The sequence below is a fragment of the Devosia lacusdianchii genome (assembly GCF_022429625.1).
Lineage (GTDB): Bacteria > Pseudomonadota > Alphaproteobacteria > Rhizobiales > Devosiaceae > Devosia > Devosia lacusdianchii.
In genome coordinates this window covers 1,682,965-1,696,923 of record NZ_CP092483.1, presented here as the reverse complement: position 1 = coordinate 1,696,923, position 13,959 = coordinate 1,682,965, and the positions used below count along the sequence as shown (strand labels likewise).

General features: G+C 63.3%; 14 protein-coding genes and 2 tRNA genes. 11 read left to right on the top strand and 5 right to left on the bottom strand.

The window, feature by feature from the left end; all coding sequences use genetic code 11:
* The first annotated feature begins 18 nt into the window (after positions 1–18).
* From MF606_RS08105 to MF606_RS08080, 6 genes are all read left to right on the top strand, one after another.
* Complete coding sequence (locus tag MF606_RS08105) at positions 19–1,968, top strand: glycoside hydrolase family 127 protein (protein WP_240233297.1); 1,950 nt, start codon at positions 19–21, stop codon at positions 1,966–1,968.
* Positions 1,965–3,056 carry an ABC transporter ATP-binding protein gene (locus MF606_RS08100; RefSeq protein ID WP_240233296.1) on the top strand — a complete coding sequence of 364 codons (1,092 nt, stop codon included), beginning with the start codon at positions 1,965–1,967 and terminating at the stop codon, positions 3,054–3,056. The genes MF606_RS08105 and MF606_RS08100 overlap by 4 nt, the downstream gene beginning before the upstream one ends.
* A gap of 30 nt (positions 3,057–3,086) precedes the next feature.
* Positions 3,087–4,979: a beta-L-arabinofuranosidase domain-containing protein gene (locus MF606_RS08095; RefSeq protein WP_240233295.1), complete on the top strand. Its 1,893-nt coding sequence runs from the start codon at positions 3,087–3,089 to the stop codon at positions 4,977–4,979.
* 150 nt (positions 4,980–5,129) lie between these two features.
* The gene (locus MF606_RS08090; RefSeq protein ID WP_240233294.1) at positions 5,130–7,409 is read left to right on the top strand and encodes an alpha/beta hydrolase; all 2,280 of its coding nucleotides are present in this window, start codon (positions 5,130–5,132) and stop codon (positions 7,407–7,409) included.
* 84 nt (positions 7,410–7,493) lie between these two features.
* Positions 7,494–7,691, top strand: coding sequence for an NAD(P)H-binding protein (locus MF606_RS08085; RefSeq protein WP_275693144.1), 198 nt, complete (start codon positions 7,494–7,496; stop codon positions 7,689–7,691).
* A gap of 70 nt (positions 7,692–7,761) precedes the next feature.
* The gene (locus MF606_RS08080) at positions 7,762–8,235 is read left to right on the top strand and encodes a Rossmann-fold NAD(P)-binding domain-containing protein (RefSeq protein WP_240233293.1); all 474 of its coding nucleotides are present in this window, start codon (positions 7,762–7,764) and stop codon (positions 8,233–8,235) included.
* Between the two features lie 91 nt (positions 8,236–8,326).
* On the opposite strand, the gene MF606_RS08075 is transcribed toward MF606_RS08080, so the two are convergent.
* Positions 8,327–8,935, bottom strand: a complete 609-nt coding sequence (locus tag MF606_RS08075; RefSeq protein WP_240233292.1) for a LysE family translocator — start codon at positions 8,933–8,935, stop codon at positions 8,327–8,329.
* Between the two features lie 58 nt (positions 8,936–8,993).
* Complete coding sequence (locus MF606_RS08070; RefSeq protein WP_240233291.1) at positions 8,994–9,416, bottom strand: ArsR/SmtB family transcription factor; 423 nt, start codon at positions 9,414–9,416, stop codon at positions 8,994–8,996.
* Positions 9,417–9,607: 191 nt separating this feature from the next.
* Between MF606_RS08070 and trhA the strand changes: the two genes are divergently transcribed.
* On the top strand, positions 9,608–10,291 hold the full coding sequence (gene trhA, locus MF606_RS08065; RefSeq protein WP_240233290.1) for a PAQR family membrane homeostasis protein TrhA: 684 nt from the start codon (positions 9,608–9,610) through the stop codon (positions 10,289–10,291).
* Here the strand turns inward: trhA and MF606_RS08060 are convergent.
* A complete protein-coding gene (locus MF606_RS08060) occupies positions 10,288–10,773 on the bottom strand; it encodes a DUF192 domain-containing protein (RefSeq protein WP_240233289.1) in 486 nt (161 codons plus the stop codon). The genes trhA and MF606_RS08060 overlap by 4 nt on opposite strands.
* A gap of 9 nt (positions 10,774–10,782) precedes the next feature.
* Positions 10,783–11,397 (bottom strand): cold-shock protein, encoded by a 615-nt coding sequence (locus MF606_RS08055; protein ID WP_240233288.1) that lies wholly within the window; start codon positions 11,395–11,397, stop codon positions 10,783–10,785.
* 184 nt (positions 11,398–11,581) lie between these two features.
* Here MF606_RS08055 and MF606_RS08050 point away from each other — a divergent pair, with 184 nt between their 5' ends.
* The 4 genes from MF606_RS08050 to MF606_RS08035 all read left to right on the top strand — a co-directional run bounded on the left by MF606_RS08050 (position 11,582) and on the right by MF606_RS08035 (position 12,897).
* A complete protein-coding gene (locus tag MF606_RS08050; protein WP_240233287.1) occupies positions 11,582–11,998 on the top strand; it encodes a VOC family protein in 417 nt (138 codons plus the stop codon).
* Positions 11,999–12,149: 151 nt separating this feature from the next.
* Positions 12,150–12,626, top strand: coding sequence for a YcbK family protein (locus MF606_RS08045; RefSeq protein ID WP_240233286.1), 477 nt, complete (start codon positions 12,150–12,152; stop codon positions 12,624–12,626).
* A gap of 71 nt (positions 12,627–12,697) precedes the next feature.
* A tRNA-Glu gene (locus MF606_RS08040) sits at positions 12,698–12,772 on the top strand.
* A 50-nt stretch (positions 12,773–12,822) separates the two neighbouring features.
* Positions 12,823–12,897, top strand: a tRNA-Glu gene (locus MF606_RS08035).
* Between the two features lie 234 nt (positions 12,898–13,131).
* Here the strand turns inward: MF606_RS08035 and MF606_RS08030 are convergent.
* Complete coding sequence (locus MF606_RS08030; protein ID WP_240233285.1) at positions 13,132–13,959, bottom strand: ABC transporter ATP-binding protein; 828 nt, start codon at positions 13,957–13,959, stop codon at positions 13,132–13,134.

Genomic DNA, 13,959 nt, shown 5'->3' with positions numbered 1-13,959 from the left:
GCCCCGAAAGGACCGACCATGACCACCCGTACCATTTCCGCCGTCGCGCCCACCACCTTCCGGCCGCCGCGCATTCCGCAGGTTGAAGTATCCGGCTTCTGGGGCCGGCATGTTGATGCGGTGGCCGACAGGACTGTCGCCATTCTCTATGACCGCTGCCTTGCGGCCGGGATGTTCGACCAGATCGACCCCGCCCGCCCGGTGCCAGAAATGCGGCTGCCGTTTCATCGGCGCAGCAATGGCGTGCATGACACGGTAACCGCCCAGATGTTCTGGGATTCCGACGTCGCCAAGGTCATCGAGGCGGGTGCTTATGCGCTCTATCGGCGGCCCAACGCCGATACCGAAGCCAAGATGGATGGCATCATCGACATGTTCGCTCGCCTGCAGCAGCCCGACGGCTACTGCAACTCCTGGTATATCCGTATGCAGCCCGGCAAGCGCTGGACCAATCTGCGCGACTGCCACGAACTCTACTGCGCCGGCCACCTGATCGAGGCAGCGGTGGCCTATCACCAGGCCACCGGCAAGCGAAAGCTGCTTGACGTGATGTGTCGCTATGCCGATCACATCGCGGCCACCTTCGGGCCAGGACCGGACCAGAAGGCCGGCTATTGCGGGCATGAGGAGATCGAGCTGGCCCTGGTGCGGCTGGCGCGCGAGACCGGCGAACAACGCTACATGGAGCTCGCCAGGTTCTTCGTCGATGCGCGCGGGCAGCAGCCCCATTATTTCGACATCGAGGCCCGCGCTCGTGGGGAAGACCCGCTGGACTACGTCCATCACACGCCCGAATACACCCAGGCCCACCTGCCCGTGCGCCAGCAGACCAAGGTGGTCGGCCACGCCGTGCGTGCCATGTATCTCTATTCGGGCATGGCCGACATTGCGGCCGAATATGCCGATGACAGCCTGACGAAAGCACTCGAGGTGCTGTGGGACGACCTTACCGGCAAGCAGATGTATGTGACCGGCGGCATCGGCTCGTCGGCGAAGAACGAAGGCTTCACCCAGCACTACGATCTGCCCAACGACACCGCCTATGCCGAAACCTGCGCCTCGGTCGGCCTGGTTTTCTGGGCCAGCCGAATGCTTGGCCGCCGGCCGGACCGGCGCTATGCGGATATCCTGGAGCAGGCGCTTTACAACGGAGCGCTGGCTGGCCTGTCGGCCGATGGGTCGCGCTTCTTCTACGAGAACCCGCTCGAGAGCCATGGCGATCACCATCGCTGGAACTGGCACCGCTGCCCGTGCTGCCCGCCCAATATCGCGCGGCTCGTCGCCTCGGTCGGCACCTACATGTATGGCGTGGCCGACAACAGCATTGCCGTGCACCTTTATGGCGACAGCGTCGCCCGTCTGGAGGTCGCCAGCACGCCGGTGACCTTGACGCAGAACACCGAATATCCATGGGACGGGGCGATCCGCCTTACCGTGAACCTGGCGCAGCCGACGCGGTTCACGCTGTCGCTGCGGATACCCGCCTGGTGCGACGCCCCGAGCGTCAGTGTCGGCGGCGAGGCGATCGCGGTGGATGTCGCCGAGAACCTCGGCTATCTCGACATCGAGCGGGAATGGCGCGATGGCGACGTGGTGGCGCTGACCCTGCCCATGCACCTGATCTCGCGGCAGGCCAACCCCAAAGTGCGCCAGGATATCGGCCGGATCGCCCTCTCCCGTGGCCCGCTGATCTACTGCCTCGAAGAAGCCGATAACGGCAACCAGCTCAACGCCATCACCATCGGTCGCAAGCTCGGCGAGACCTCTACGGCGCCCATCCGCGACCTCCACGGCGCCATCAGCGTTTCCATCCCGGCCCTGCGCGAGGACACCAGCGGCTGGAACGGCCAGCTCTATCGCGCCGACATTCCGATGCAACGCACTGCCACCGCTCGGTTCGTCCCCTACCACCTGTGGGACAATCGCGGCCCGGGCGAGATGCTGGTCTGGGTGAGGGCACAATCATGAGTCTCATCGAACCCACGGCCAAGGCCGATATCGAGCTGCGCAGTGTGCGCAAGAGCTTCGGCACCGTCGATGTCATCCATGGCCTCGACCTCACCATCAATGGCGGCGAGTTCGTGGTCTTCGTCGGGCCCTCGGGCTGCGGCAAGTCTACCCTGCTGCGGATGATCGCGGGTCTTGAGGAGGTGACCGACGGCGATATCCTGATTGGTGGCCGCGATGTTACCGATGCCGATCCCGCCAAGCGCGGCATCGCCATGGTGTTCCAGTCCTACGCGCTCTATCCGCATATGAGCGTGCGCGAAAACCTAGCCTTCGGGCTGAAGATCGCCCATACGCCGACCACCGAACTGGATCGGCGCGTCACGGCAGCAGCGGATATCCTCAAGATCACCCATCTGCTTGAGCGGCGGCCGGGACAGCTCTCGGGCGGACAGCGGCAGCGCGTCGCCATCGGCCGCGCCATTGTGCGCAAGCCGCTGGCTTTCCTGTTCGACGAGCCCTTGTCCAACCTCGACGCCGAATTGCGGGTTTCGATGCGCATCGAGCTGGCGCGACTGCATCGCGAGCTGGGCAATACCATGGTCTACGTCACCCACGACCAGATCGAAGCGATGACGCTGGCCGACAAGATCGTGGTGCTGCGCGACGGCCGTATCGAACAGGTCGGCTCGCCGCGCATGGTCTACGAAGATCCCAACAATGTGTTCGTGGCCGGCTTTATCGGGTCACCGCGCATGAACTTCCTCAAAGCGAGCTTCGTCGATGCCTCTACCGTCAGCGCGGCCGGCGCCGCCCTGCCCTTGCCCGCGCCGCTGGAGGCGGCACAGGCGGGGTCCGCGGCTCAGCTCGGCATTCGTCCCGAACATCTGGAGCCGGGTCCACAACGCCCCGACAGCATCGAAGCGCGGGTCGATTTCTCCGAGTATCTGGGCAATACGCGCTTCCTCTATTGCGTCACCCCGGGCGAGGAAACGCTGGTGGTAGAGCAGCGCAGCGGCCCCGATCTCGAAGCCGGGGAAACGGTCTGGCTGTCCTGCGCCCCAGCCAATCTTCGCCTGTTCACCAAGAGCGGCGAGCGGCTGCGCTAGCCGCCCCCTTCCCGACAACCGAGACCCATCATGAGCCAGCCCATTCCTGAGGCCACAGCCAATCGGCTGCCCCTTCATGCCACGCCACTCATCCCGCTCGATCTCGGGAAAGTGCGCGCTTCCGGCTGGCTGGCTAATCAGTTGCGGCTGCAGGCCGAAGGCATGACCGGGCATGCAGAAGAGGTGATCCCCGAACTTGGGCCCGATAGCGCCTGGCGCGGCGGCGATGGCGAGAACTGGGAGAAGGGCCCCTATTACTTCCGCGGTCTCGTCAGCCTGGCCTTACTGCACGACGACCCCGCCCTCCTGGCGAAGGCGCAAAGCTGGGTCGAGGCCATCCTTGCCGGTCAGCAGCAGAACGGCCAGATCGGTCCGCTGTCCAATCCGGACTGGTGGCCGCGCATGGTCGTCACCTGGGCGCTGCGCGACTATTGCGAGGCGACCGGCGATCCCCGCATCATCCCCGCCCTGCTTCGCTATTCCCGCTATCTGGGCGACAATCTAGCCAACCAGCCTCTGCGCGACTGGGCCCGGGCTCGCGCCGCCGACCAGATCGATACGCTGTTCTGGCTCTATAACCGCACGCAGGAGACCTTCCTGCTCGACGTGGCCGACACGCTGAGGGAACAGGCAAACCGCTGGAACGAGTTCTTCGCCGATCTGGAGGTGCCAGAGGGCGACTATCGCAGCGTCCACGCCGTCAACGTTTCGCAGGCAATGAAGTATCCGGTCGTGTTGTACCAACGCAGCGGCGCGGAGAGCGATCGCACCATCTTCGGGACCGGCTGGCGCAACCTCCGTGCGCGTCACGGCCTGGCCTTTGGCATGTGGAGTGGCACCGAGGGCCTTGCGGGTCACGCTGACAATCAGGGCGTGGAACTGTGCTCGATGGTCGAGCAGATCTTGAGCAATGCAATGGCGCTCAAGGCGCTGGCCGACCCTGACATCGGCGACGAGCAGGAGCGCATCGCCTTCAACCTCCTGGCCGGGGCCACCACCAAGGATTTCCGCCAACATCAATACTATTCGCTGCCCAACATGCCGGTGGCGCGCCGCAACCGCAAAGGCGTGCTGCCATTTGTCGACGACCACGGCGACGACCTGCTGCTAAGCCCGCATGCCGGCTTCCACTGCTGCTGCTACAACCTGCACATGGGCTGGCCCAAATATGTGCAGTATGCCTGGATGGCCACCAGCGATGGCGGCCTCGCGGCCGTCGCCCATGGTCCGACCGCGGTGACCGCCAGCATCGGAGATGCGACCGTCACTATCCTCGCTGAGACCGACTATCCATTCGAAGACACCATCCGCTTCCGCGTGACCGCCTCGACGCCGCTCGAGTTCCCGCTACTCGTCCGCATTCCGGGTTGGTGCGCGGCGCCCGTCGTACAGGTTAATGGCGCGCCCGTGGATGGCGTCGCCGCCGGCGCTTTCCTGCGCATCGCCCGGCAGTGGCAGACCGGCGACGTGGTGGTCGCGGAATTCCCCGCCGACGTTTCGGTCACGACTGGCGCGACCGAAGCAAAGACCGTCTGGCGGGGGCCGCTGGCTTTTTCGCTGCGCATCGAGGAAACGGCCGAGATCGTTACCGCCAATCCGGATGGCTTCGACGAGTTCGAGCTTCTTCCCGCCAGCTCATGGAACTACGCGCTGGAGCAAGGCGCGTCGGCGAGCGCGATCACCGCAGCCACACAGCGGCGGCCCATGCCGGCCAATCCGTGGCTGCCCGAGACCACGCCACTGCGCCTGACGACCGCTGCCCGACGCGTTCCCGGCTGGGGGCTGACCGCCGAGGATCGTCTGGCCGACACCGTGCCGATCGGGGCGGTCGAAAGCGTAGGACCGAGCGAAACCGTGGACCTCGTCCCCTGCGGTACGCAAACCCTTCGCATTACGGCCTTCCCGTGGACACGAAGTGGCTGATCACACGCCGCCACGCGATTCTACCTTCTGGTCAGGACGCTGGATTTGGGCAAGTATCGGCCAGTCGTGATCGGGGCGGATATGCGTATCTGGTTCACAGCGTTTGCGTTGTACATCCTGACTGCGAGTTCTTCGCAAGCACAGCCAGCGATGACTGCAATGCCCGCCGATCTGCTACAGGGCTATTCCGGGCTGAATGCCCTTGGGACGAATGATGTTCCGTTCCGGATACGCCAGCTTGGCGATCAGCCGCTGACTTTTGCGCTTCCGGTCGAAGAGGACCTTGATCCCGCGACACTCCAGCTCCTGACCGAGGGCGCGATGCAGCGCTTCTCGTTCAATGCCGAGGAAGCCGTTCAGGGAGAGATCACCCTTGTCGAACTCGCCAATTCCGGTGTGATTGCCGCCGAGTACCTGCTGGGATTGCCGACCGACTCCTCCAACTGGACCATTGAACAGCATCAAGCGGACTTTGCCCGGAATCTTGAATTTGCCAATCAGAACGATCCGCTGGCGCAAAGGCTTGTGGCCACCGGCTTCATCAAGGGCGACTTCGTTACTCCCGACCTGAGCGCGGCGCGCTCGAACCTCGAGTCCCTGGTCGAGAATCCGCGTTTCGATACGCTCGAGCCCACGGCTCAAATCGAGGTCCTTCGGCTTTCGGCCGAAGTGGCGCGGTTTGGCGTGGCCGGAGAACCAAACGAGGCCCAGGCCGAGCAAATCTGGCAGGCAGGTATCGATCGCGGCGATGTCCTGTCGAAACTGGGACTGTCTGACCTGCTCCTGACCTCAGAGGGCGAAGGCGATCGCCAGAGGGGTCTCGCGCTTCTGGGCGAGGCGGCGGAAGCCGGCAACACCTTTGCCACGATCAAGGCGCTGAACCTGTCGCAAGAGGCGGAAGGCTTCTTTCGAGTGGATGATCTTTTTGGCCAGCTCCGCCAAAAGTCCACCGAAGACCCCTTCGCGGCGGCGGCTGCCGGCGACTATCTTTTGCAGCAGCCCGAGGTGACCGACGACATGGTCAGCGAGGCGCTCAGCTACTACCAGCTCGACCTGGACAATCGTCCGCTGTCGCAGCTTCGGCTAGGCGATTATCTGCTCGGCCTGGAGGGCAATCCGGCGGCAAACGAGCAAGGCCTTGCCCTCCTGCGCAAGTCCGCCGATAGCGGTGTGGCAGATGCGCTGATGTCGCTTGCAGAAGTGGAATCGCGCAGCAATTTCGATGCTCCGCTGGTGGCTTACAACGCTGCCATGACCGCGTCGGCGGACAATCCGCATCTGGAACAGCGCTCAATAGCCATAGCGCTGGAAACCTGCATCAAAATCACTTGCTCTCCGGTGCCGGTGCTCTTCGTCACCGATCGGGAGATCATCGAAAACGGCCCCGACATCGACTTTGCCAACGCCCCCTCCCCGGATGGCAAGCTGCGCTTTGGGATTGCGCATGTCGCGATCCCAATTCCGGCTGTCGAGAGCGAACGCATTCTGCAGGAGATCTTCGACACCTATGGCGCCGGTGGCGGCAATTGGGTAGCGGAGAACGACCCCGCACGCGCCGAGCTGCTTGCCCAGACCGAATGGCAGAAGTACCCCGTTCGCCTGATGCTTAGCGAGGACGACGTTACCGGCTTCATCGCACGGGCTCACGATCAGGTCGCCGACCAGACCGATCGGGCTATGGTCTTTGTTCATGGCTTCAACACCACGTTTTATGACGCCATTCGACGAGCGGCCGTTACCGCCGAGCGCTCCAGATTTCCGGGCGTGCCGATCGTCCTGAGCTGGTCGTCCGCCGCCAACGCTTTCGCGTTTCCAAGCGATATCCTGGCCGCCGATCTGGCCTGCGCGAGTTTCAGGCCCGTCATGATGGCTATTTCAAACACATTCGGCGCTTCGAACGTGTCCCTGATCATGCACAGCGCCGGGAATGCATTGGGCCTGTCCATGTTTGGCGCTTGTGCGGAGGGTGCTGATCTGGGGGTTGGGCCCGAGGACGATCTCGTCGGCCTGGGCGTTTTCGCCGCGCCGGCCGTCCCGGCGGGTCGTTTCACGCAGCAGTTTCCCGCGGTCGGCGCCCATATCTGGCATTCGACCCTCTACGTCTCCCAATACGACATTCCTTTGCGGACCGGCCAGGTGCTCTATAACGGCCGCTTCCTCAACGTCTTCAACGAACGGATGGCAGGAACGGGCGGCAATGGATCAATCGTCATGCCGAACCTGCACACCATAGATGCCAGCGCAGTGGAAGAAGAAGGCGTGGCCTATGGATCGTCGCTGGGGCACAGCTATGTGTTCGACCGCACGCAGGTGGCCGACGATCTCAGCCAGTTGCTGTGGGGCGAGACTGCCAGGGATCGCCGACGCTGCCTTGCCGACACCTCGGCCGGGGCGTGGTCCGTCGTCCAAAGGAAATGCAAGGATCCCTGACCCTACCTTCCGGCCAACGGAACCGCTGGCCGGCCCGCTGTTAACTCCGCGAGGCATTGATGAGGTGTGGTCATGTAAGTTGTTCTGGGCGCAACCGGAAATGTAGGTTCTAGCGTTGTCGAGGCGCTGAAAAACTCCGGCGAGACAGTCATCGCCGTCGCGCATAGCGAGGAGAAGGCCAAGGCATTGGCAAGCGCAAACGTGGAGCCGGTGGTCGTCGACGTTCTCGATACCGCCGGGCTTCGAGCCGTGTTTCAGAGGGGACGGCGCGCCTTCTGCTGAACCCGCCCGCGGACCCCGGCACGACACGAACAGCGCCGAACTCAAGACGGCGCGCAGCATAGCGGACGCCTTGGACGGATCGGGCCTCGAAAAGGTGGTGCTGGCCTCCACCTATGGCGCACAGGAAGGCGATGGCATCGGCGATCTTTCGGTGCTGTATAAGCTGGAGCGGCTCGTCGAGGCCAGCGGCATTCCCACTGCAATCAACCGTGCGGCTTACTACTTCACCAACCTGAATATGCTGTTAGAACCCGCCAAGGAAGGCTGGCTACCCACAGCCTTTCCAGACGACTTGGAGATACCCATGGTGGCGCCGTCCGACCTCGGCGCGGCCGCGGCCCGGCGCCTGATGGGTCCGGTCGACGATGTCGGCATCCAGTATGTTCAGGGCCCGGAGCGATACACGTTCACGGATGTCGCCGGGGCATTCCCAACATCGGTTGGAAAGCCCGTGGCGGTGCAGACTACGCCGCGCGACGAGTGGAAGAGAGTTTCCGCCAAGTCGGCTTCTCGCCGGCGGCGGCGCGCTCCTACGCGCGGATGACGGCGACGATCGATGACGGCCCTGAACTGCCGGACGCCCCACGGCGGGGCAAGGTCACGCTCAAGGATTATGTCACCGCACTTTAGGGCGGCTATCGCGTCGCGATCAACACCGCCGCCCCGGCCATGGTGCCGGCGCTGGCGCGGTTGGCGATCTGTACGGCCCGGCGGCTTTTGAGAAAGCCTCGGGCCTTGGCCGCGAGCAGGACCCAGGCCAGGTCGATGGCCACGAGAACCACGAACATGGTTGCGACCAGTTCCGCCCAGACCATCGGGGTCACCGCAGTCATGTCGATGATCGACGGCAGCAGCGCCATGTAGAACACCATGATCTTGGGATTGCCCAGGGTGATGGTCATGCCTGCGAAAAACATGCGCCAGGGCGAGCGGGCTTCAGGCAGGCCCTCGGCCTCGGCAGCAGGTGCTGTCCACATCTTCCAGGCCAGGTAGAGCAGATAGCAGACGCCGAGCCATTTGATGGCAACGAAGGCCCAATGGAAGGTTTCGGCAATGGCGGCCAGGCCGGCCACGGCGCAGGTGAGCCAAATGCCCTCCCCGATCCACATGGCAGCCAGGAATGGCAGCACGTCGCGTGGGCCACGTGTAAGCACACGGGCAACCAGCGCAGCGATGCTGGGGCCGGGAGAACCGGCGGCGATGAACAGCGCCCCGGCAAAGATCACCAACGTCGTCACATCCATCATCGCACTCCTCGTCCAGGGACTTCAGCATAGCCGGCGAGAAAGTGCCAGCGGCGTCTCAGAAATCGAAGCCCATCTGTGGCGGCGGCGCCTCGGGCTTGCGGGGCTTGGCTACAGGCTGGATCAGCGGCATGACTGGCAGTAGCGCTGCCTCCTGCACCATAGTTGCGGGCTTGGCTTTCGCGGCAGACTTGGATTTTGGCCCGGCGTTGGGCTTTGCTGCGAGCTGCAGATCGTCGATCCAGCGCTGCACCGGCAGCAGGCGATCGGCATGCAGGCGATAGACGTTCTCGCGCCCGGCCTTCTTCTCGCTGATCAACCGTGCCCGCTTCAGCACACGCAGGTGCCTGGAAATGGCCGGACGGCTGATATCGAACCCGGCAGCCAGCACGTGTACCGGCTGCGCCCCGTCGCGCAGAATTTCGATGATGCGGCAGCGGGTTGGATCGGCAAGGGCAACGAGGGTCGAAACGGGCGGCATGGGCAAATCCGAGTGGTTCGCTCATTGCTTATGTAACGGCAGAGTTACTCGTCAAGTATTGCCCTTGCGCAACAAGGACTTGTTCACCAGATGTGTTGGCAGGGGCTTTACGATGCCGCGCGACGGCCCTGCTACTGCAATATTCTGGTCACTTCCTTGCGCCAAGGTCGAGACCAAGACGGAGGATGATCGTGCAGAAGCGCCCGGCAAATTACTCGTGGTGGAGTCGCGAACAGCGGCCATACACCCTCGCCGAATTGGTCGCCGACGGCATCGTCCACGTTCTGGGGCTGATCGTGGCGATCGCCGCCGGGTCGGTTCTGCTGGCCTTCGCCATCATCGAGACCGCGCCCGAGGCGGTCCCTGCCCTTGCGGTCTATATCGGCTCGCTCGTCGCCGTGCTTGGCGTGTCGCTGGCCTACAATCTCTGGCCGGTGTCGCCGATCAAACGTCTGTTGGCGCGCTTCGATCAGGCCGCAATATTCCTCTTCATCGCCGGTTCCTATACTCCGTTCCTGGCCGTTATCGGCGGTACCACGACCGGCATCCTGATGACGACTTTCGTCTGGGGCGCATCGCTGATCGGTGTCGGGCTCAAGCTGATCGTGCCGGAGCGCTTCGGCCGCTTAGCCATCGTGCTCTACCTCGCTATCGGCTGGAGCGGGATCTTTGTGTTCCAGTCGCTGGCGCAAACGTTGCCGGCGACCACCATGTGGCTGCTGCTGGCCGGCGGGGTGACCTATTCCCTAGGGATCATTTTCCATCTCTGGGAAAAGCTCAAGTTCCAGAACGCGCTATGGCACGTGTTCGTCGTGACCGGCGCCAGCCTGCATCTGTGGGCCGTCATCGACTGCATGGTCATTCACCGGCTCTAGTTTGCCGGCGTGGCCACCACGCGGTCGTGTTCCATCGTGTCGCCGGCCTTCAAGCCGATCTCCGCCGATCGGCCACCCGGGATTTCCAGCACGAACTGCACCGCTCCATCCGATGGGATCGAGGTGGGATCCTGCGGGCGTGCGTTGACATGGATATTCTTGATTACGCCGTCAGCGCCGACAAAGATCATGTCGAGCGGGATGAAGGTGTTGCGCATCCAGAACGAAACCGGGCGCTCTTCCTTGAAATCGAACAGCATGCCGGCATCGTCGGCCAGCTCGGTCCGAAACATCAGGCCCTGGGCGCGGCTTTCAGGAGTGTCGACGACTTCCACATTGAAGTCGTAGTCGCCCGTGGCTGAATGCAGAACCAGCTTTGCTTCGTCCGCAAAGGCCGCGACGGGCAAGGCTATGGCGGCAATGGCAAAGATTGCGCCGGCGCGGCGCAGCGCCGGAGCGAAGCCTTGAGCTGAAATGATCATGCGGTGATCCTAGTGCGAAGAGGGTGCGTCGCCCCAACCCTCAGGCCGGATTTCGGCGACCATAAGGCCCTTGGGGCCATTGCCGTAACGAACCAGCACGAACTGTCCGGGCCGCAGTTCGGTAATGCCGAAACGGCGCAGGGTTTCCATATGCACAAATATGTCCGGCGTACCCTCGCCGGCCGATAGGAAGCCGAAGCCGCGAATGCGGTTGAACCACTTCACCTCAAGCCGCACCATGCCGGAGGTCGGCTCAACCACGACGTGGGTGCGTGGGGCCGGCATCTGCGCCGGGTGGCGCGCGGTCGACTCGTCCATGGAAACAATGCGGAACGCCTGAAGGCCGCCTGGCCGGTTGAGCGCCTCGACGACGATGCGCGCGCCTTCATAGGCGGTCTGGTAGCCATCGCGGCGCAGGCAGGTTACGTGGAGCAGAACGTCGGGCATGCCGTTGTCGGGCACTATGAAGCCGAAGCCCTTGCCGGCGTCGAACCACTTTATGGCGCCTGCGATCTCGATGGTATCAAGCCCGGACTCGCTGGCTGGATGCGGCGACTCGGCGCTCGCAGCCTGACCTGGCTGGTCCGTTGGCTCCTCGCCATCGCCACTGAACTTGGCCCCCATAGTTCACAAGCCCTTCGCACTCGCCTCGCTTGCGCGAGGTACTCCACAAGACGGGCCTAGTGTGTCCGATTCAACGGGCGTTGTTAAGCATCTCTTAGGAATTAGTTGGCCGGGCGCCCGGTTGCGATGCCGGGCCGGGCTTGGTACGCCACTTGCAATCGATACCGATCAAGGAGAATGCCCAATGCAGTACCTGCACACCATGGTCCGTGTGACCAATGTCGACGAGAGCCTGCGCTTCTATTGCGAAGGGCTGGGGCTGGAGGAAGTGCGCCGTTCGGAGAACGAGAAGGGCCGCTATACCCTGATCTTCCTGCGCGCGCCCGGCGACGTCGGCGGCGAGGTCGAGCTGACCTATAACTGGGACCCGGAGGAATATACCGGCGGGCGCAATTTCGGGCACCTGGCCTATCGGGTGAAGGACATTTACGCGCTGTGCCAACACCTTAGCGACATGGGCGTGGTCATCAACCGACCGCCCCGGGACGGGCATATGGCCTTTGTCCGCTCGCCGGACGGCATCTCGGTCGAGTTGATCCAGGAGGGCACCCTGCCCCAGCAAGAGCCGTGGGCGTCGATGCCGAACACCGGAAAGTGGTAGCGCACAGTTACCCTTGGCGTGACCACCACTAACGTTTCGCTAACCGTGACGCTTAGGCGGCGGTTAGCGAAACCGATCGTATTTTAGCGACTTCACAGAACGAGCCATTGCCTGTTGCCAAAGCGCAACATGTCGCCTCTCGGAAGTCGCCATGAACACCACTCTTCGCTCCATCGCCGCCGTTGTCGTCTGCGTTCTGACGCTGGTGGCTTGTGTACCGATGGCGATGTTTGCCAGCTCGAGTGGAGCCGGATACTCGGGCAAGCGTAGCGATTGGGGCACGTTCGTATCGAGCAGCGAGGTCAATGCGCTGTGCCTGTCGCCCAAGCTGCGCTTCCTCATCTGGGAATTCGAGGGCCATTTCGGGCGCAAGGTGGTGATGAGCTCGGGCTATCGCGACGGCCAGCACAATTCGGCTGCCGGCGGTGCCGACAGCTCCTATCATACCAAGTGCATGGCGGCAGATTTCTACATTCCCGGCATCGACAAGCAGCAGCTCATCGCCTTTGCCATGCGCACCGGCAGCGTAGGCGGGCTGGGCTGCTATCCGGGAAGGCAGTTCATCCATGTGGACGTGCGCGATCGGCCGCGCGGTTACAATCGGCCGGTGACATTCTCGGGCTGTTAAAAAAATCGGGTTTGAGCGCACAAGGGGTTGCGCATCCGAAATCACCCAACTATACGACCACCAGCGCTTAAGCGCCCTTCGTCTATCGGTTAGGACGGCACCCTTTCACGGTGCAGAGAGGGGTTCGATTCCCCTAGGGCGTACCATTCCTTCCTCGCAGGGAATGTCTTAGACTAAGCCAGACGTTCCTAGGTCCGCGCCCATCGTCTATCGGTTAGGACGGCACCCTCTCACGGTGCAGAGCGGGGTTCGATTCCCCGTGGGCGTACCAGGAACTCTTCCTCTCGCATTCGACGGCTCGCGCTGCTACGGTCCCTCCCGTGGGGGCACAGGATGATTTTGCTGGCGGCGATCGTCTGCGGAGGTTTGCGCTGGCCGTGGTGGACACTCATCCCCGTGTTGGCTGTGGGCGGAATCTGGACCTGGCATGTTGAGCTGGTGCAAATTCATGGACTTCGAACCCAGTTTGGCGAACCGCCCCTCTCCATCACCGACGAGGTCAAGCCTATAGCGGCCTGACGTCCGCCGTCGCCGCAACCAGATGATGCCGTCCGATCGGCACGATCATTGGTGTGTCGGACACCGGATCGATCACCACGCGTGATGCCATGCCAAACACGTTGGCGACCACTGCCTCGGTCATGACCTCGGCTGGCCGCCCCTCGGCTACCAGTTTCCCCGCCTTCATCGCCACGATGTGGTCGGCGTAGCGGCAGGCGAGATTGAGGTCGTGGAGAACGACGACGACGGTGCGGCCGTTGTTTTTGACGAGATCGGTCAGGAGATCCAGAACTTCGACCTGATGGTTGATGTCGAGGAACGTGGTCGGCTCATCGAGCAGTAACACGTCGGTTTGCTGTGCCAGGGCCATGGCGATCCACACACGCTGGCGCTGGCCGCCGGAGAGCTCGTCGACGGGCCGATCGGCGATATCGAGAGTATCAGTGGCGGTTAGGGCCTCTGCCACCGCGGCATCATCCTCGGGCGTCCAGCGGCGGAACCAGCCCTGGTGCGGATAGCGACCGCGACCGACGAGATCGGCAACGACAATGGCATCGGGGGCGATCGGCGACTGTGGGAGCACGCCGAGGATGGTGGCGACCTCCCTGGTCGACATCTGGTGGATGGGCTTGCCATCGAGATAGACAGCGCCTCGCGTCGGCGCGAGCAGGCGGGCGAGGCCACGCAGCACAGTAGACTTGCCACAGGCATTGGCGCCCACGATGACGGTCAGCTTGCCCGGCGGGATGGCCAGGTTGAGATCGGCGACGACCTGGCGGTCGCCATAGCCTAAGTCCATTCCGGCGGCGAGAAGCTGGTGGTCAACGCTCAT

Bases quoted from the DNA above. Each gene is read 5' to 3' on its own strand.
- MF606_RS08090 (WP_240233294.1), top strand. From the start codon at position 5,130: ATGACTGCAATGCCCGCCGATCTGCTACAGGGCTATTCCGGGCTGAAT.
- MF606_RS08030 (WP_240233285.1), bottom strand. From the start codon at position 13,959: ATGAGCGTTGACCACCAGCTTCTCGCCGCCGGAATGGACTTAGGCTAT.
- MF606_RS08100 (WP_240233296.1), top strand. From the start codon at position 1,965: ATGAGTCTCATCGAACCCACGGCCAAGGCCGATATCGAGCTGCGCAGT.
- MF606_RS08055 (WP_240233288.1), bottom strand. From the start codon at position 11,397: ATGGGGGCCAAGTTCAGTGGCGATGGCGAGGAGCCAACGGACCAGCCA.
- MF606_RS08095 (WP_240233295.1), top strand. From the start codon at position 3,087: ATGAGCCAGCCCATTCCTGAGGCCACAGCCAATCGGCTGCCCCTTCAT.
- MF606_RS08045 (WP_240233286.1), top strand. From the start codon at position 12,150: ATGAACACCACTCTTCGCTCCATCGCCGCCGTTGTCGTCTGCGTTCTG.
- MF606_RS08050 (WP_240233287.1), top strand. From the start codon at position 11,582: ATGCAGTACCTGCACACCATGGTCCGTGTGACCAATGTCGACGAGAGC.
- MF606_RS08060 (WP_240233289.1), bottom strand. From the start codon at position 10,773: ATGATCATTTCAGCTCAAGGCTTCGCTCCGGCGCTGCGCCGCGCCGGC.
- MF606_RS08070 (WP_240233291.1), bottom strand. From the start codon at position 9,416: ATGCCGCCCGTTTCGACCCTCGTTGCCCTTGCCGATCCAACCCGCTGC.
- MF606_RS08075 (WP_240233292.1), bottom strand. From the start codon at position 8,935: ATGGATGTGACGACGTTGGTGATCTTTGCCGGGGCGCTGTTCATCGCC.
- MF606_RS08105 (WP_240233297.1), top strand. From the start codon at position 19: ATGACCACCCGTACCATTTCCGCCGTCGCGCCCACCACCTTCCGGCCG.